This is a genomic window from Saccharopolyspora sp. NPDC050642 (assembly GCF_040654735.1).
GTDB classification, from domain to species: domain Bacteria; phylum Actinomycetota; class Actinomycetes; order Mycobacteriales; family Pseudonocardiaceae; genus Saccharopolyspora; species Saccharopolyspora elongata.
The window spans coordinates 1-16,130 of sequence record NZ_JBFAIN010000027.1 but is presented as its reverse complement, the minus strand read 5'-3'; the positions used below and the strand labels follow the sequence as shown (position 1 = coordinate 16,130).

The 16,130-nt window shown below is 66.7% G+C and carries 13 protein-coding genes and 2 pseudogenes; 2 read left to right on the top strand and 13 right to left on the bottom strand.

Features of this window, described 5'->3' with window-relative positions:
• Positions 1–14: 14 nt before the first annotated feature.
• From AB0H93_RS30950 to AB0H93_RS30905, 10 genes are read right to left on the bottom strand one after another with little or no spacing between them, the layout of a single operon-like run.
• Entirely contained in the window at positions 15–1,187 is a 1,173-nt protein-coding gene (locus AB0H93_RS30950; RefSeq protein ID WP_358577196.1) for a thiolase, read from the bottom strand.
• Between the two features lie 3 nt (positions 1,188–1,190).
• On the bottom strand, positions 1,191–2,735 hold the full coding sequence (locus AB0H93_RS30945; protein WP_358577194.1) for an AMP-binding protein: 1,545 nt from the start codon (positions 2,733–2,735) through the stop codon (positions 1,191–1,193).
• On the bottom strand, positions 2,732–3,157 hold the full coding sequence (locus AB0H93_RS30940; RefSeq protein ID WP_358577191.1) for a Zn-ribbon domain-containing OB-fold protein: 426 nt from the start codon (positions 3,155–3,157) through the stop codon (positions 2,732–2,734). The genes AB0H93_RS30945 and AB0H93_RS30940 overlap by 4 nt, the downstream gene beginning before the upstream one ends.
• Complete coding sequence (locus AB0H93_RS30935) at positions 3,150–4,646, bottom strand: hypothetical protein (RefSeq protein ID WP_358577189.1); 1,497 nt, start codon at positions 4,644–4,646, stop codon at positions 3,150–3,152. The genes AB0H93_RS30940 and AB0H93_RS30935 overlap by 8 nt, the downstream gene beginning before the upstream one ends.
• 4 nt (positions 4,647–4,650) lie before the next feature.
• On the bottom strand, positions 4,651–6,087 hold the full coding sequence (locus AB0H93_RS30930; protein ID WP_358577187.1) for a hypothetical protein: 1,437 nt from the start codon (positions 6,085–6,087) through the stop codon (positions 4,651–4,653).
• Positions 6,084–7,514 carry an acetyl-CoA carboxylase biotin carboxylase subunit gene (accC, locus tag AB0H93_RS30925; protein ID WP_358577185.1) on the bottom strand — a complete coding sequence of 477 codons (1,431 nt, stop codon included), beginning with the start codon at positions 7,512–7,514 and terminating at the stop codon, positions 6,084–6,086. The genes AB0H93_RS30930 and accC overlap by 4 nt, the downstream gene beginning before the upstream one ends.
• Entirely contained in the window at positions 7,511–8,038 is a 528-nt protein-coding gene (locus AB0H93_RS30920) for a biotin/lipoyl-containing protein (RefSeq protein WP_358577183.1), read from the bottom strand. The genes accC and AB0H93_RS30920 overlap by 4 nt, the downstream gene beginning before the upstream one ends.
• Before the next feature lie 41 nt (positions 8,039–8,079).
• The gene (locus tag AB0H93_RS30915) at positions 8,080–9,702 is read right to left on the bottom strand and encodes a carboxyl transferase domain-containing protein (protein WP_358577181.1); all 1,623 of its coding nucleotides are present in this window, start codon (positions 9,700–9,702) and stop codon (positions 8,080–8,082) included.
• A gap of 33 nt (positions 9,703–9,735) precedes the next feature.
• Positions 9,736–10,641 (bottom strand): CoA-binding protein, encoded by a 906-nt coding sequence (locus AB0H93_RS30910; protein WP_358577178.1) that lies wholly within the window; start codon positions 10,639–10,641, stop codon positions 9,736–9,738.
• The gene (locus AB0H93_RS30905) at positions 10,638–11,837 is read right to left on the bottom strand and encodes an ATP-grasp domain-containing protein (RefSeq protein ID WP_358577175.1); all 1,200 of its coding nucleotides are present in this window, start codon (positions 11,835–11,837) and stop codon (positions 10,638–10,640) included. Before AB0H93_RS30905 ends, AB0H93_RS30910 begins: the two co-directional genes overlap by 4 nt.
• Positions 11,838–11,896: 59 nt before the next feature.
• On the opposite strand from AB0H93_RS30905, the gene AB0H93_RS30900 reads away from it, so the two are divergent.
• Positions 11,897–12,910 (top strand): LysR family transcriptional regulator, encoded by a 1,014-nt coding sequence (locus tag AB0H93_RS30900; RefSeq protein WP_358577389.1) that lies wholly within the window; start codon positions 11,897–11,899, stop codon positions 12,908–12,910.
• Positions 12,877–13,253, top strand: a pseudogene (locus tag AB0H93_RS30895) (DDE-type integrase/transposase/recombinase); the annotation flags it as partial. The gene AB0H93_RS30900 and the pseudogene AB0H93_RS30895, both read left to right, overlap by 34 nt.
• A 235-nt stretch (positions 13,254–13,488) precedes the next feature.
• Here AB0H93_RS30895 and AB0H93_RS30890 read toward each other — a convergent pair.
• The 3 genes and pseudogenes from AB0H93_RS30890 to AB0H93_RS30880 form a co-directional block, all read right to left on the bottom strand.
• On the bottom strand, positions 13,489–14,223 hold the full coding sequence (locus AB0H93_RS30890) for a hypothetical protein (RefSeq protein WP_358577173.1): 735 nt from the start codon (positions 14,221–14,223) through the stop codon (positions 13,489–13,491).
• A 742-nt stretch (positions 14,224–14,965) separates the two neighbouring features.
• Positions 14,966–15,190, bottom strand: coding sequence for a hypothetical protein (locus AB0H93_RS30885; protein WP_358577386.1), 225 nt, complete (start codon positions 15,188–15,190; stop codon positions 14,966–14,968).
• Between the two features lie 647 nt (positions 15,191–15,837).
• Positions 15,838–16,130: pseudogene (locus AB0H93_RS30880) on the bottom strand (transposase); the annotation flags it as partial.

The window sequence follows — 16,130 nt, the reverse complement described above, 5'->3', positions numbered from 1 at the left end:
GCCGAGCCAAGAGATCAGTCGGCGTCGAGGATCATGACCATGTATGCGGACATGACCATTCCTCCGGCTTGCACCAGGCAGGTGCGTGCGCCGGGGACCTGACGCAGGTCGCATTCACCGCGCAGCTGGCGGACCGCTTCGATCGTCAACTGCATGCCGAACTGGCCGGAATGGTTGAACGAGAGTCCTCCACCAGAGGTGTTCAGCGGGAAGGTCCCTCCCGGGGCTATCCGTCCGCCGCCGACGAATGCGCCGGCACCACCGGGTTCGCAGAAGCCGAGCGCTTCCAGCGCTACGAGCACGTTGATGGTGAATGCGTCGTAGATCTGGACCATGTCGATGTCCTGGCGGTCGAGCTGCGCCATGGCCAGTGCCTCGTCGGCGACCATGCGCAGCGCGCCGTTGTCGAGCCAGTCCTCGTTGCCGAGGGGTGTCATGTGATGCCGGTAGGTATCACCGAAGCCACGAATCGACACCGGTTTCCGCGCCAGGTCGCGGGCACGATCGGTGCTGGTCAAGATCATGGCGCCGGCGCCGTCGTTGATCTGGCAGATGTCGAGCTTGCGGAGCGGGTCGGCGATCATGGGTGAGGCGAGGTAGTCGTCCATGGTCAGTGGTGCCTGGCGTGCCACGTTCGGATTGAGCTGTGCCCAACGGCGGGCGGCGAGGGCCACCTCCCCGAGATCTTCTGGCGCACAGCCGAAGCGGCTGAGGTACAGCTGGGCCAGCATGGCGTAGTACCCGACCGGATTGAGCATTCCGTACGGCGTGGCGAACTGGCCCATCGGCGAGCGCGGGTCCTGGACAACGCCGCCCCGTGCACGACTCCTGTCCAGGCGCTGGGTGCTGCCGTAGGTGACCAGGGCGACCTCGCACAGGCCTGCCTCAATGGCCGCCATCGCATGGACCAGATGGGTGATGTTGGACTGGCCGCCGACCACCGTGTTGTCGACATACCGCGGGTGAATGTCCAGGTACTCCGCAACGAGGAGTGCGTTCGCACGATCGTCCCAGTGAGCGAAGACACCGTCGACGTCGGCCAGGCCGAGCCCGGCGTCGAGCATCGCCAGGCGTGCTGCCTGGCATTGCAGCGACAGCGACGTGGAGCCGACGGGCGCCCTCCCCAGTCCCGCTTCACCGACCCCGACGATGGCGTACCGTCCCGCAAGAGTGCGCTTGTCCGCCATCTCTCAGTCCGTCCCCGGGTTGCCGGCGATGAGTTTGGCGCGTACGTCCTTCTTGAGGACCTTGCCGACCGAGCTGCGCGGCAGCGTGGGCCAGAACTCGACCTGCTTGGGGGTTTTCATGCTGCCGAACCGGTTCCGGCACATCTCGGCGATGCTCTCGGCGGTCACATCGGACTCCGACTTCAGCTCGATCACGGCGGTGAGCCGCTCGCCCCAGTCGTCGTCGGGCACACCGACGACCGCGCAGTCCTGCACCGCGGGGTGCGACCAGATCAGCTGCTCGATCTCGCTGGGGTAGATGTTGAATCCGCCCGAGATCACCACGTCTTTTTTGCGGTCGACGACGTAGAGGTAGCCGCACTCGTCGAAGACCCCGATGTCGCCGGTGTGGTGCCAGCCGAAGCGGTGGGCTTCGGCGTTCGCCTCGGGATTGTTGAGGTATCCGGGACAGACCAGTTCACCTCGGGCGACGATCTCCCCGCGCTGACCGGCCGGGACGAAGTTGCCGTGGTCATCCATCAGCGCCACCTCGCACGCCCCGGTCGGCCGACCGGCCGATGCGAGGTGCTTGACGGCCGCGGGGTCATCGCTGAGGTAATGATCCTGACGAGACAGGCATGTGATCACCCCCGGCGCCTCGGACTGACCGTAGAACTGGACGAACACCTGGCCCCACAGCGCCAACCCTTCCTTGAGCTTGTCGACCGACATCGGCGCGGCGCCGTAGATCACGTACTCGAGGGAGGAACAGTCACGGGTCTGTGCGTCCGGATGCGCCAGGAGCCGGTAGATCATCGTCGGCGGTAGGAAGATGTGCGTCACCCGCTCCCGCTCGATCAGTTCGAGGATCACCGCGGGATCGGTCGACGGCGCCAGCACGTTGCGCGTGCCGAAGGCGGACAGCCCCATCGCCGTCGCGCCCGCAGCATGGGTCAGCGGCGCTACCACCAGGTGCACCGGTTCTTTCGCCGGTGCGGTGAACTGATTGGCGATCCGGTAGGCGGCGAGCAGGCAGCGGTGGGTCTGCACGATCGCCTTCGGACGGCCCGTCGTGCCGCCGGAGGACTTAATCAACGCAATGTCGTCGAGATCTCGTCGGGTGTCGCAGGTCTGTCCACTGTGATCTCGCTTCCAGGCCTCGGTGCTCGGCCCGTTCGCGATGTGCTCTTCGAAGGCGATACATGCGGTGAGCGTGGGTACTTCGGACCGGATGCGGTCGATGTGCGGGAGGTACTGCTCGTGGTAGACCAACGCCGACATTTCCGTGAAGCGCATGAACCAGATCAGGTCCTCGATCTGATCGCGGGCGTTGAGCGGCACGTAGGTGGCGCCCGCGCGCAGGATCCCGAGCATCGCGACGAAGCCGTCGGGATGGTTGGGAGAGAGAATGCCGATCTTGCCGCTCCCCAGGCCTTCCTGGGTCAATCCGTGCGCAATCGCGTGCGACGCGACCACGACGTCCTGGTAGCTGAGCCGTACTGTGTCGGACTGCAGAAACGTGCGCTCCGGGTATCGAGCGGCACCCGCGTCGAAGTAGTCGGTGATCATCGGTCTTCCAGATCTGTCAGAGTGAATTGAGGAAGGACGGTGGTACTGCTGATCCGTTCGAAGCGCACTGCGACTCGGGCGCCGACGCGGATGAGGTCGATCGGGCAGTCCACGATGTTGGTCAGCAGCCGCACCCCCTCGTCGAGGTCGATCATGGCCACGGCATAGGGGACCTTGTCCGTCATCGAGGGATGCGCGGGAAGCCGGCAGACCGTGAAGGTGTAGATGCGCCCCAGTCCTGCGGACTGCACCCAATCCAGCCGTTCCGACAGGCAGGCCGTGCAGAAAGTGCGCGGGTAGAACTGGTGGCGCCCGCAAGTTTCGCAACGCTGGACCACCAGGCGCTCGTCTGCGGCGGCCTCCCAGTATGCCGCCGTCTCGGCGGTGGGGCGAGGTTCCGGGCGCGGCGCGGTGTCAGCCATTGGCGCGCAGTTCGACGCCGGGTGCCACCAGTCGCACGTTCCGCCGGCTCGGCATCCGTCCGAGCCCGGCCACCAACTCCACGATTGACTGCTCGACGCTGAAGGTGTCCTCGACCGGGACGAGTGCGTCGATCTTCTCGTCGTCGTACATGTACCGCAGGATCATCTCGTCCGGCGAGAGGTGCCCGTGCTGGCCGCGCAGTCGCGGCAGGATCGGGTCGAGCTGCGGCGGTGTCTCGGATATGTCGCGCGAGCCGTTGTTCATCACCAGGTCTCTGACGTTGCCGTCAACGGGCAGAGGCAGCGCGCCGAAGTATCCGCACACATACTTTTTCACCTCGTCCGGCACCACGGCGTAGCGCTCGGTGTTCAGGACGTTCATCACCGCCTGGGCCGCGACGATGGCGGGGAACGGCGTCGCCATGACGGGCGAACCCAGCTCCTCGCGAACCCGGCCGATCTCCTCGATCACCGCCGGCAGCTTGTCCGCAATTCCGGCCGCCTTCAGCTGCGCCTCCAGATTCGTCATGGCGCCGCCGGCGTACTGCGTCTGGTAGTTCGAGGGGTCGTACTCCGCCGGGACACCCACCGGGTAACCCAGTTGGTCGGCGAGCTTGCCCAGGTAGCCCCCGACCTCGTCGAGCGATCGGTCGTCGACGGCGACGTCGAACCCCAGGGCGCGCAGGTCCCGGGCCATCATCTGGGCCGACGGCAGCGAGTGGCCGTTGGCCAGCGGGTCGATCGCGGTCAGGATCTGATCCGCGCCGTACACCGCCGCCTCGAGAGCGACCTGCGGCCCCATCCCCGTCAAGCAGTGCGTGTTCAGCTCCAGCCGGGTGTCGCCGATCGCGGCCCGCAGCGCCGGTACCAGCGTCCGGGTGCGCTCGACGGTCAGGCTGCCACCGGCATCCGCGAGGCAGATCGTGTCCGGGCCGAAGCGCTCGATGACCTCTCGTGCCTGCCGGACGTAGAAATCGTCGTCGTAGCCCGGCGCGAGGTTGAACACGAGAGCGATCGTGACCTTCGCCCCGAGCCGCTTGGCGACGCGGATTCCGGGTGCCACGTTGTCCCACGAGTGGAGGGAATCGAGGACCGCGAAGTCACGTATGCCGTTGACCAGCATCCGCTCGATGAAGAGCTCGTTGATGTCGTCCGGCTGGGGGTAGAAGCCATGAAGCAAATTGCTGCGGATAGCACCCCGGAGGGGAGTCGTCATGATCCGGTCGCGGAGCAGGCGCACCCGTTCGAAGGGATTCTGATTCAGAAACAGGATTCCGGCGTCGAAGCCCACCATCGCTAGGGCCTCGACGGAACCGAAGCCCGCGTCTTCGATCTTCTCCGCGATCGGCAGCATGTGTTCGGTGCGCATCCGGGTCGCCCACAGGCACTGATGAGCGTCCCGGAGCGTGCCGTCGGTCAGGGCGATCGTCCGGCGCTTACCCGTCCGCGCGTATTCGGCCTCGACGAGGTTTCGGAGGTTGGTGAGCACGGGATCACCCTTCCTGTTGCAGATGGATGCGGACACCGGGCGCGTGCACGCTCAACGTGGCGTACCGGCCAGCACGCTCGAGCAATCCGCGAGCGAGGCTCTCGTAAGGGGTCAACGCCTCGTACGGCACCACGTCCGCCCTCCGTGGGACCGTGGCGATCCTGACTCCGGCCACCCAGGCGAGCAGAGCATCCTCATCGTCGGCCTCGAGATCGGTTTCGACTGTCGGGGACGAGGATTCGGATGACAGCAGCGAGCCGACCCGCGCCTGGAGGTCGGTACGAAGGTCACCATCGACCGTGCCGTACGCGCCCTGCAGCAACCGGCGCAGCACCGGCCGCAGGCTTTCGTATCTCTGCTCGCCATCGAAGTGACACATCGCCTGCTCGGCGATCGCGCGAGCGAAGGGGGCCACCATCGGCGGCGAGCCCATCTCACGGCGCACGGCCGCGCACTCGGCGGCAAACTCGTGCAGGTCTGCCCAGCGTCCACGCTCGCGCACGGCCTGCCGAACGTCGGCCGCCACCTCTCCCGGCAGCTGATGGACGTACGTCGCCAAATCGAAAGGCCACGCCGCCGCAGCCGGAAAGCCTTCCTGGTCAGCGATATCGGCGAGGATCGCATCGGCGGCCAGCAGGCTGTCGAGGTCAGGCAGATCCAGATAGCGCTCCTCGCGTCGCAGGACGCGGATCAACGACGGCAGCGACGGCAGGGAGGCGCCGTTGGCGACCGAGGGCAGCGCCGTGTCGATGCCACTGACGCCAAGCCCGCCGGCCTCGAGAGCGACGACGGTCCCGAGCGCGGTATGGCATCGCGTGTGGAGGTCGAGTGGCGTGCTGCCGAGAGCCGCCACCAGTGCCGGCAGAAGGGTGTGAGCCCGGTCCGGTGTCAGTACTCCGCTCTCGTCCCGCAACATCACCCGCGCAGCGCCGGCAGCGACGAGCGAGGCCGCTCGCTGCGCGTAGGTTTCGTCCGACACGCCGTCGTCGGCCGCATAGGGCAGGGCCGCAATGGCGGTCAGCCCTGCGGTGGAGGCGGATTCCAAAGCCGCCTTGAGGCGAACCAGTTCCAGCAACGGATCCAGCAGGACCACCTGCTGCAGGCCCGCCGCGGCGAGTGCCGACAGCCAGCCGTCGATCGCCGTGGGGCCGAGCACGTCGGCGCCCGGTCGTCCATGCCCGGTCAGCAGGTTGACGGTGGCGCGCAGCGGAACGGAGCCGTAGTGCCGCCGGGCGAGTTCCACCCGCTGCAGCGGGTGCTCATCGCGGGCCAGGCATTCGTCCTGGACCGCCGGACTGAGCACCTCGACCGCCGCGAGTCCGCTGGAGGACAACGCTCCGGCGGGGGCGAGGAGCATCCGATCATCCAGTGCGCCAGCCCAAACCGCGGCCTGGCCGTCGGTAAGACTCGTGTCGGTGAACGTGAGCCGTTGGCTGCTCATGCCGATGCTCCCGCCTCTGCGAGGGACTGACGAGTGCCGAGATCCCGGTCACGCGATGGGAGAAAGGTGTCCTCGACCCATCTCGTCGTGACGGCCCCCTCGGAGAAGTGCGGGTGGGCGAGCACCGCGTGGTGGAACGCCGCGGTGGTCGTCGGACCGGTGACCGTCAACTCGGACAGCGCGGTGCTCATCTTCTCGATCGCCTCGGCCCGGGTGGGGGCGTGCACGATGATCTTCGCGAGAAGCGAGTCGTAGTACGGCGAGACCGTGTACCCGGAATGGCAGTGGGTGTCGACGCGCACGCCCTCCCCGCTCGGCGGCGCCCACTCCTCGACCAAGCCAGGGCTGGGGAAAAAGCCCCGGTCGGGGTCCTCGGCGTTGATGCGGCACTCGATGGCGTGGCCGTGCAGGACGATGTCGTCCTGCGCGAAGGACAGCGGCAGGCCGGATGCGATGCGGATCTGCTCGGCCACCAGGTCGCGTCCGCTGATCACCTCGGTCACGGGATGCTCGACCTGGATGCGGGTGTTCATCTCCAGGAAGTAGTAGCTGTTGTCGCGGTCGTCGACGACGAACTCGACCGTGCCCGCACCGACGTAGTCCACGTTCCGCGCGAGGCGGACCGCGCTCTCCCCCATCGCGGCACGTTCGTCTTCCCCGAGTGCCGGTGAGGGTGCCTCCTCGATCAGCTTCTGATGGCGGCGCTGCGTCGAGCACTCACGCTCACCCAGATGCACGATGTTGCCGAACTGATCACCGAGGACCTGGATCTCGATGTGCCGCGCTCGTTCGATGAACTTCTCGACGTACAGCGTGGGATCGCCGAAGGCCGATTGGGCCTCCGAGGATGCGGATCGGAACGCGTCCGGGAGCTCCTCGGCCGACCCCACGACCCGCATGCCGCGTCCGCCGCCGCCCGCAGTCGCCTTGATCAGCACGGGAAAACCGATCTGGGTGGCGATCGTCAAGGCCTCGTCCGGATCGGACACCGCCCCGGAGCCGGGCACGCACGGAACGCCTGCCTCCGCAGCCAGGCCCACCGCCGTGATCTTGTCGCCCATGCTGTCGATGGACTCGGGCGTCGGACCGATGAAGATCAGGCCGGCGTCACCACAGGCACGGGCGAACGACGCGCGTTCGGACAGGAATCCGTAGCCGGGATGGACTGCGTCGCACCGGGCCCGCTTCGCGGCCCGGACCAGCAGGTCCGCCCGGAGGTAGCTGTGCGTCGGCTGGGGCGGGCCGATGACGACGACCTCGTCGGCCATCCGCGCGGCCAGGCTGTCGACGTCCGCCTCGGATACACCGAGAACGGTTTCGATGCCGAGCGAACGGCACGCCCGGATGATGCGAACCGCGATCTCGCCGCGATTGGCGACAAACACCCTCCGGATGTCGTGCCGAACGATGGGGATGTCGCCGGTCATGCTGCGCCCTCCGCCTCGGCTGGATCGACGATCATCAGGATCTGGTTGTGCTCCACAGCTTGCCCGTGCTCGGCGAGGATCGAATGGATCCGGCCCGCTGCCGGCGCCGCGACCGAGTTGAACATCTTCATGACCTCGACCAGGCACAGCGTCGCGGACGCCTCGACCTGCTGGCCCTCTTCCACGAACGGCGGCTGATCCGGTGCGGGCGTGCGGAAGAACGTGCCGGGCATGGGCGCCCGGATCGCGATCATCCGATCCGGGACCTCGGATGTCGCCGGGTTGCTGACGGCCACCAGTGCGGTCGCGGCGCTGACCGGCGCGGGTGGTGGTGTCTTGACGGCCGGGGCCGCGGTGGCGGGGGGCGCTGCGGGGAGTTCAACCGGCGGCGCACTCAGCGGCGCGGCCCCGGGTTTGCGCGCCTGCAGGACCACGTCTCCGATCCGGAGGTCGAGCGAATCGAGATGCTCCGCGGTGTCCAGCAGTTCAAGGATGCGTCGGACGTCTGCGTGCTGGAGATTCATGTTCCATTCCTCGTAAGTCGCGTTCGCGATGGGGTTTGCGGTCAGGCCCGCATGGTGCGTGCGGTCGTACCGAGATGTTCGGGCAGGATTCGGTAGGCCTGACGGACCCATTCGCACAGCATCGGGCGGGTGTCGCGGGGATCGATGATGTCCTGGATACCGAACCGTTCCGCGGTCCGGAACGGGTTCTCCACGGGGAGGAAGCGGGCGTACAGCTCCTTGCGGAGCGCGTCCGGGTCATCGCTTTCCGCGAGCGTGCGCCGGTATGCGGCTTCGACGCCGCCCTCGATGGGGATCGATCCCCAGTGCGCCGTCGGCCAGGCGAGACGCCGGTTGATGCTGCCACCCCCCACCGGGCCGTAGGCGGCGCCGGCCAGCCCGTAGGCGCGACGCACGAACAGCGAGAGCCAGGGGACACGCGCCTGCTCGAGCGCCATCGCCGCCCTGATGCCCTTGCGCAGGGTGCCCTTCTGCTCGGCATCGCTGCCGACGAAGGTGCCGGGCTGGTCGATCAGGTTCACCACCGGCAGGTGGAAGGTATCGGCCATGTCGACGAACCTGGTGATCTTCTCGGCGGAGTCGACGGTCAATGAGCCGCCGAGCCACCTGGGATCATTCGCGAGGACCGCCACGGCATGACCGTCGAGACGTGCGAGCATCGTGATCTGGGATTGTCCGAAGTAGCGTCCGATCTCGAACAGGCTGCCGTCGTCGAAGACCGAAGCCAGCAACTCGCGCATGTCGTACGAGTACCGCTTGATCGCCGGGATCGTCGTGGACAAGGCCTCGTCACGACGGTCCACCGGATCGGCGCAGGGCGTCACCGGAGGAAGCTCATGGACGCTCGACGGCAGGTAGGACAAGAAGCGGACGACTTGCTCGAGTGCCTCGAACTCGTCGGCTGCCTCGTTGTCGACGACACCTGATCCACGCGCATGCACACCCGAGCCGCCGAGTTCGGCATTGGTGACGTCTTCGCCCACGGCCTTTTTCACCACCGCGGGGCCTCCGGCGAAGAGATAGGAACCTTCGGCGGTCATGATCGACAGGTGGCTCGCGCACACCCTTACCGCACCGAGGCCGGCGGCGGCGCCGAGCGCGACGCCGACGACGGGGACGGTGCCCAACAACTCCACCATCGGCCAGTGCGGGTATCCGGGAATCTTGGTGGCAGACATCTGCTCGAGGAGGTTGACGCTGCCGCCGGCGGTCTCGACCAGCCGGATCACGGGCCAACGGTAGGTCAGCGCCAAGCGCTCGACGTACTGCCACTTCTCGGGATTGGTCGCCTCCGACGACCCCCCTCGCACGGTGAAGTCCTCGGCCACGACGATCACGTCACGGCCATCGATCTTCCCCTGCCCGCACACAACATTCGACGGTTCGACCGAGATCAGCTGCCCGCGTTCGTCGTAGCGGGCCGAGCCGGTCATCATGCCGATCTCACGCCATGATCCCTCGTCGACGAGTCGCTCGACGCGCTCCCGCGCCGTCAAGCGGCCGCGCGCATGTTGGCGCTCGATCTTGTCCGGGCCACCCATCGCCAAGGCGAACTCACGGCGCTTGGCTATTTCCGCTTCGAACCACGGCCGACCGGTGCTGTCCTCGGCGCTGGTGCCGACGGTCAGGGCCGGGGAATCCGCTCGGGATTCGATCTGGGGCATGGCGAGGTTCTTCCTGTCTGTCAGGGATGCCGGTCAGCGAGACACCGCGGCCGGGATTGCTTCCGCCAGGTGCGCGCGTACGTCGTGCGTCGAGCGGGCCACGAGGACGCCTGCGTCGGCGAGCGCTGCACACTTTTCCTGCACGGTCGCACCATCGGCGTCGCGCGGTGCGTGACCGAACGGCAGCGCCGTCGGCAAGGAATCGCCGGCACGCCCGGCCACCATCGCGATGATCGGCACCTCGATTCGTCCGTCTGCCACCGCGAGGGCCAAGTCGACTTCTTGGCTACTGGACGGTTCGCCGAAGACCACCACGGCGCGGGTGTTCGGGTCACTCGCGACCAGTTCGACGCCTTCGGTGAGGGTGGTGCCGACCGTCGGCATGCCGCCGATGGACATCTGCACGCTGGTACCCAATCCCCACGTCCGCATCAACATCGACAGTTCGGAGGCCATGCCGCCGCTGCGCGAGACGATGCCCACCGGCCCGGGGGCGAACCGCTGCCACGGTTCGTCACCGCCGGGACAACCGATTCTGGCCACGCCTGGGACGACGACGCCCTGGGAGTTCGGTCCGATCACGCGGCAGTTGTGCGCTCGCGCGACCTCGAGCGCCCGAAGCCAACGATGCTGCGGAATGTTCTCCGAGCTGACCACGATCAGCTCGATACCCGCCTGCGCCGCCTCCGCGACCGAATCGGCCGCGGCCTGCGGCGGCGCGTAGCTCATCGCAGCCTGTGCGCCCGTCGCCGCGACGGCCGCGGCGACGGTGTCGAAGACCGGCACCCCGTGCACCTCGGAGCCGCCCTTGCCGGGTGTGACACCGGCTGCCACCTTGACACCGGACTCGAGCATCCAGCGGGTCTCCATCCGCCCTTGCCTACCGGTGATGCCTTGCACGAGAAGCCCAGGACCGGCTTCGAGAAGTCGACGAATCATCGGGCAAGCCCTTCCGGTGCGTGCGGTGACCGTTCCATGGCGGACAGCAGCAGGTCACATGCATCTTCGAGCGACGCTGCGCGATCAAGTACGAGGGCTCCCGGCAGACGCTTTCTCAGGATTGCGTGGGCTTCTGCTTCGTGCGGGCCGGCCAGCCGGACGACAGTCGGTACATGAGTCGAGTCGAATCCGGCTCGAGCCGCGGCAGCAATGAACTCGAGCGCGATGTCATGCGCATCGGCGAGACTCAGCACTGCGCCGCCGAACAGTACCGCGCGAAGCCCGGGGACAGAGAGTGCGGAACTGAAAAGTGTCTGCAGCTTCTCACTGCTGGCACCTGGCGAAGCGTCGAGATAGCAGGCGGGGCGGATGCCGAGATCCGTCAGGTAGTCCAGCCCGAGCAGTCCCGCACCACCACCGGTGATCATGCAGGCGACGTCGCCGTCCAACTCGAAGAACTTGATGCCGGCCCGGTTCGGCTCGGCGGCGTCGGCCTCGCGCACCGCCAGCTCGCGCGGGGTGGGTGCGCGGTCCAGAACAGCGTCGGGATCGACCAGTGGTGTCGGTCGGAGTGCCTGTGCGGCCGGATGACCGTGGGGGTCGAATTCGACCGCCACGCCGACGGCGACCAGTCGCTCACCGTCCCAGCGGAACGGGTTGACCTCGATGAGGACGGCCTCCGCATCGCAGAAGGCGGTCCACAGGACCTTCAGCGCACCAGCGATCGCACTTCGCAGCCGTAGGTCGTGGACGGCGGCCTCATCGAGCAGGGCCGCTACTACGTGGTCCTCGATGCCTTCCGTCAGACTGACCGTTGCAGCTGCTGCCTGGTGCGCGTCGAAGCCGACGCCGCCGGTGGCATTGGCACGTACGACGGCGCCACGCGTGGTCTCGTCAAGGGCGATGGAGAGGTAGCACTCCTCACCCTCGACGTACTCCTCCACCACTGCGGGCGCGCCGCTTCGAAGGGTTGCGGCGACGGCGGTCGACAGCTCGTCCCGGGACCGGCAGATGTGCACGAGGCCGGCGAGGCCCTTGCCGCTGCCCGCGATGTCGGGTTTCACCACCCACGGTGGCCCGAACGACGGCTCGCCCGACGCCAGTAGCTGCTCATCCGTCACGACGATCAACTCGGGCGTCTCGACGCCGAGCCGGCGCAGCCATGGCATCGCGGCGCTCTCGGTAGCGCGGGGCATCTCGTCTCCCTTCATCCAGGGCCTCAGGGGGTGGGCCTCTCGATTCGCCTATCAGCGTGATGCAAGTTACTGATTCAAGGAAGTGGTCACCATCGACCACAGTGATTGCCATCATCGATCGCGCCGCCTATGGTCTCGGCATGAGATCGGAACAGCTGCGCTACCTTGAGGCGGCGATCCGCCACGGTTCCCTGCGCAAGGCAGCTCAGGAGGCAGGCGTCGGGCAGCCGACGCTCAGCCAGCAGATCCGGCGCCTCGAAGAGGATCTCAACGTCATCCTGCTGATCCGCCGCGCCAACGGGGTCCTCCCCAGCGCCGAGGCCCGGACTCTGCTCCCGCACATCAGGCAGGTGCTGCAGGCCGACCGCGCCCTTCGAGAGGAGGCCGGGCTGATCAACGGACTGCGCAGCGGCAGCGTCCGTCTCGGCGCAGTCACCACGGCCAGCCAGATACTTCTGCCGAGAGTGGTCCCGGCCTATCGGAACTCGTTTCCCAACGTGCGCTTTTCAGTGAAGGAATCCGGGTCCCAGGCCGTGCGCGACAGCGTGACGAACGGCGAACTCGACCTCGGGCTGGTGGTGGGCCCCGGCGATCCGGCCTCCAGCGCGAGCCTCACCGCGACCGATCTGATCACCGATGAAGTCGTGCTGTGCGTGCACCGGAGCCATCCGCTGGCGAACAAACCAACCGTCAGCATCCAGGACCTCGAGGGCCAGTCCTGGGTTGTCTCCGCGCGCGGCTTCGCACTGCGGGAGCTAGTGGACTCGGCATTCGCACCAACAGCACAGGACATCGTCTACGAGACGACCAACCCGCACACGAGCCTGCTCATGGTCGCCGCCGGAGTGGGCATCGCCATGCTGCCCCGGCATGCGCTCCGCGACCACCACGCCGACGAGATCGCCACACCCCTAACGGACTGGGACCCGCCCCAGCTGACCGTCTGCATGATCTGGCGCACGGACGCTCAACCGGCTCCCGCGGTACGAAAGCTCATCCAGGCACTGCGCGAGGTCAGTGCGGAATGGTCGCGCAACTATCCGCTGAAGCGGTCGATACCCCCCAAACCGTAGGCGCGATTGTCGCCTGCCATGTGCCCGTCGGGGAGGACTATCTGTACTGGCGACCGTGATCGACATTTCTTCCCGGCGGCTGGTCGGCTGGTCGATCAACACCCACATGCGGGCCGAGCTGGCCTGCGACGCTCGCACCGCCGCTGTGGGCGCTCGCGGCGGGGACGTTGACGGGGTCGTCTTCACTCCGACCGCGGTAGCCAGTACACCTCGGCTGAGTTCGCCAAGGCCTGAGACCCATGGGGTGCGTCGGTCAATGGGCCGGATCGGATCCTCTTACGACAACGCCCTCGCGGAAGCGTTCTTCGCCACCCTGAAACGCGAGATACTCCATAGTGGACGGAAACGATGGGCCAGTGAATCCGAGCGCAGGAGTCGCGCCAGGCCGTCGGGGCCATGTACGGCTGGCGGACATGTCGCTGAGGTACTGGTCAGAGTTCGAGAAGATGGTTTTCGACCGCCCGGCTGCACTGTGTCATTGGAGCTGTTATTAGCGGAGCTATTCGATGGCCCAGTCCGGGCCGAGGTAGACGATCATCAGTCGCTTCGTTCGGAGGTAGTCGGCCAGAGCCGTGTCGTCATGGCCGGTGGCGTCGGCCAGACGGGTCCGGAGGGCCGCGAGTAGGTGGTCTTCCCTGACGTAGGTGTTCTTCATGACCGGTGCCTGGTTGCGGGCGGTCGTTCAGTTCTCGCGCGATTCCAGCGACGCTGCGCCCAGAGGCGCGCTGCTCAAAGATCCACCGCACCCACGGCGCCGTCACCGGGTCCGGCTCCAACCGGTGCAATCGACGCCCCCACTGCGCGTGGGCACTGTTCGGATGCGGCCCCGCATCAACCAACCGATACCCATACGGCGGCCGCCCACCCAAAAACCGGCCCTGCGTACAGACCTGAGCGCGCATAGCCGCCAACACCCGGTGCCGCGCCCGCAACACCTCCCGCCGCGACTGCGAACCCAACAACAACATCAACGCCTGATGCGCCGGATCACCGAGATCCACCGGCCCACCCGCCTCCGGCAACCACAACTGCACACCCTGCTCGGCCAAGAAGGTCATCACGGCCCGGAACTGATCTCCGTAGAAAGCCCGCTCATACTCGCCGACGACAACGGCATCAAACCCACGGTCCGGGCTCTGCGTCGCGGTCAGCAGTGCTGCCGCGCACCGCCGCTTGGACCAGGACCGCCGACGCGAACAGCCCTCATCGAAGTACTCGGCCACGATCAGCCCGCGGCCGGCGATCGTCTCCTCGGCAACCTCGAGCTGCCAGCTCAGCGACGTCTCGTGGTCCTGGAACTCCTTCGTCGACATCCGACCGTAAAAAGCGAACCGCACCATCGACTCGCTACACGCACGCCCCCGATGTCGCGGCCTGCGACGGCCGTGCCCTGCTGCTCCGGATGGATCTGTTCCCTCTGCCTCGGTCACTGCGCACCCCGCATCCAACACCGCCCGATGAGGCAGTGCTGGAACGTCGCCACACAGCGCTTGTGACGCAGCAATAGCTCAACATGACCCGAATAGCCGCATGCCGGCGCCAAGGGCAGAAGACACCGACGAACCCCCGCCGACTGACAAAACCCCTTGAGGTTCCACAGGGTTGTAGCCTGCGGAGGACGCACCTGCTACCGTTCTGGTGTGATTTCCCCAAACACGGGAAATTTCACCGGTCTAGGGGTTCAAGTCCCCCTCAGACAAGAATTTTCCCCAGGTCAACGGCTGTGACCTGGGGTTTCTTCATGCTTTGAATTTTGGCTGAGTTCCAGCTGAGCTTCTGAACTGCAGTTCTGCATGTGGGGGTTCAAGTCCCCAGGGACTTCAACCTGGTTCTCCTCGCCCAGGACGGGCAGTGGTCGCCCTGGGCGACCTCCCACCCACATCGTCGTCAAGATTGCCTGCGGCCTCGGCGTTCCTTCACCAAGCGCGCTATCCGATCAGCCGCGTCCTCTGGATCCTCGTGCTCCCAGACGCGCACGACTAACCAACCCGCCTCCGTCAACTCGTCATCCGCATCCCGATCACGCCGCACCACGCCCTCCAACTTGCGCTGCCACTAGTCCCTGTTGCTCTTCGGAAGATGAGCGTGGACCGGACACGAGTGCCAGAAGCAGCCGTCCACGAACACCGCGATGCGCGCACCGCGGAGGAGGATGTCAACCCGTCGACGCCTGTTCGTACCCCGCGGCGAGACGTCTACCAAGAACCTCAAACCCCGCTTGTGAAGGGCCCGACGCAACTTCAGCTCAGGCTGCGTATCCCGACGTCCCGTCTTGCGCATCACCTTCGCCGTCGCAGGCGACGTAGCCGGAGGCGTAGGCCCCGGATCGATGTACTGATAGGCGCTCATTCCCAAACCCAGGGGTCGGTGTGCGGAACAGCTCCGAAGATCTCGATCAGCAGATCTTCACAGCACGCAGGGCGGTATCGCACACCGACTCGCGGGCACTCCACCGATCTGCGTCACGCCGCGTCCCAAAGCACGAAGCAGCACCGACCTGCAGATCGACCGGATGGAGCAGCACACCGGCTTGGTCGCGGTCGACAAGCTCAGCTCGGCAGCTCTCGAAGTGGACCGATGGCGCGGACGTTGGCATTGAGCGCCTCGGAGCAGAGGAGTCGCCAACGCGCTGCAGCCGACAGCCCGTGACCGATCGCGCGAGGCGCGGCCGGCCAAAGCACGACGAGGACTTGCCACGCACCGAACACCTCAGGGCAGAGATCAACTGCTCATCACGGACCGCCAGATCTGCATCCGGACCAGCAGGAGGTGGGCTCCACCAGATGCCTTCCATGTCCACGCATTTCGCTCAGATCGACGCTGCTCACAGCGCACAAGAACGTCCGAGGAGCGGTTCCACGAGCCCAGCACTTCCGAAAACGATGCGTAGCGCAATTCAGGCCTCCGGCGGATAGGCGGCCGTGACCAGGCTTGCGGCGTGGGCGTCCACGCAGGCCTCTCACCGGCGGGATGGCCTCGACCAGCGGCAGCAGTTGCGTGACGTCGTTACGGTTGCCGCCGGTCAGCAACACCCGCAGCGGCGTTCCCTGTGCATCGGTGATGACATGGTGCTTGGAGCCCGGCCGGCCACGGTCAACCGGACTCGGACCGACTTTTGGGGACGATCGACCCCGTTTCGCCTGGATCTGCGAGGAATCAACCGTCGCACGGGAGAAGTCGAGCTGACCCGCGCCACGCAACTTGGCCAGCAACACCTCCT

Excerpts from the sequence above, each read along its gene's own strand:
- AB0H93_RS30950 (WP_358577196.1), bottom strand. The coding sequence starts at position 1,187 with ATGGCGGACAAGCGCACTCTTGCGGGACGGTACGCCATCGTCGGGGTC.
- AB0H93_RS30945 (WP_358577194.1), bottom strand. The coding sequence starts at position 2,735 with ATGATCACCGACTACTTCGACGCGGGTGCCGCTCGATACCCGGAGCGC.
- AB0H93_RS30940 (WP_358577191.1), bottom strand. The coding sequence starts at position 3,157 with ATGGCTGACACCGCGCCGCGCCCGGAACCTCGCCCCACCGCCGAGACG.
- AB0H93_RS30930 (WP_358577187.1), bottom strand. The coding sequence starts at position 6,087 with ATGAGCAGCCAACGGCTCACGTTCACCGACACGAGTCTTACCGACGGC.
- accC (WP_358577185.1), bottom strand. The coding sequence starts at position 7,514 with ATGACCGGCGACATCCCCATCGTTCGGCACGACATCCGGAGGGTGTTT.
- AB0H93_RS30920 (WP_358577183.1), bottom strand. The coding sequence starts at position 8,038 with ATGAATCTCCAGCACGCAGACGTCCGACGCATCCTTGAACTGCTGGAC.
- AB0H93_RS30915 (WP_358577181.1), bottom strand. The coding sequence starts at position 9,702 with ATGCCCCAGATCGAATCCCGAGCGGATTCCCCGGCCCTGACCGTCGGC.
- AB0H93_RS30910 (WP_358577178.1), bottom strand. The coding sequence starts at position 10,641 with ATGATTCGTCGACTTCTCGAAGCCGGTCCTGGGCTTCTCGTGCAAGGC.
- AB0H93_RS30905 (WP_358577175.1), bottom strand. The coding sequence starts at position 11,837 with ATGCCCCGCGCTACCGAGAGCGCCGCGATGCCATGGCTGCGCCGGCTC.
- AB0H93_RS30900 (WP_358577389.1), top strand. The coding sequence starts at position 11,897 with ATGCAAGTTACTGATTCAAGGAAGTGGTCACCATCGACCACAGTGATT.
- AB0H93_RS30890 (WP_358577173.1), bottom strand. The coding sequence starts at position 14,223 with ATGTCGACGAAGGAGTTCCAGGACCACGAGACGTCGCTGAGCTGGCAG.
- AB0H93_RS30885 (WP_358577386.1), bottom strand. The coding sequence starts at position 15,190 with ATGCGCAAGACGGGACGTCGGGATACGCAGCCTGAGCTGAAGTTGCGT.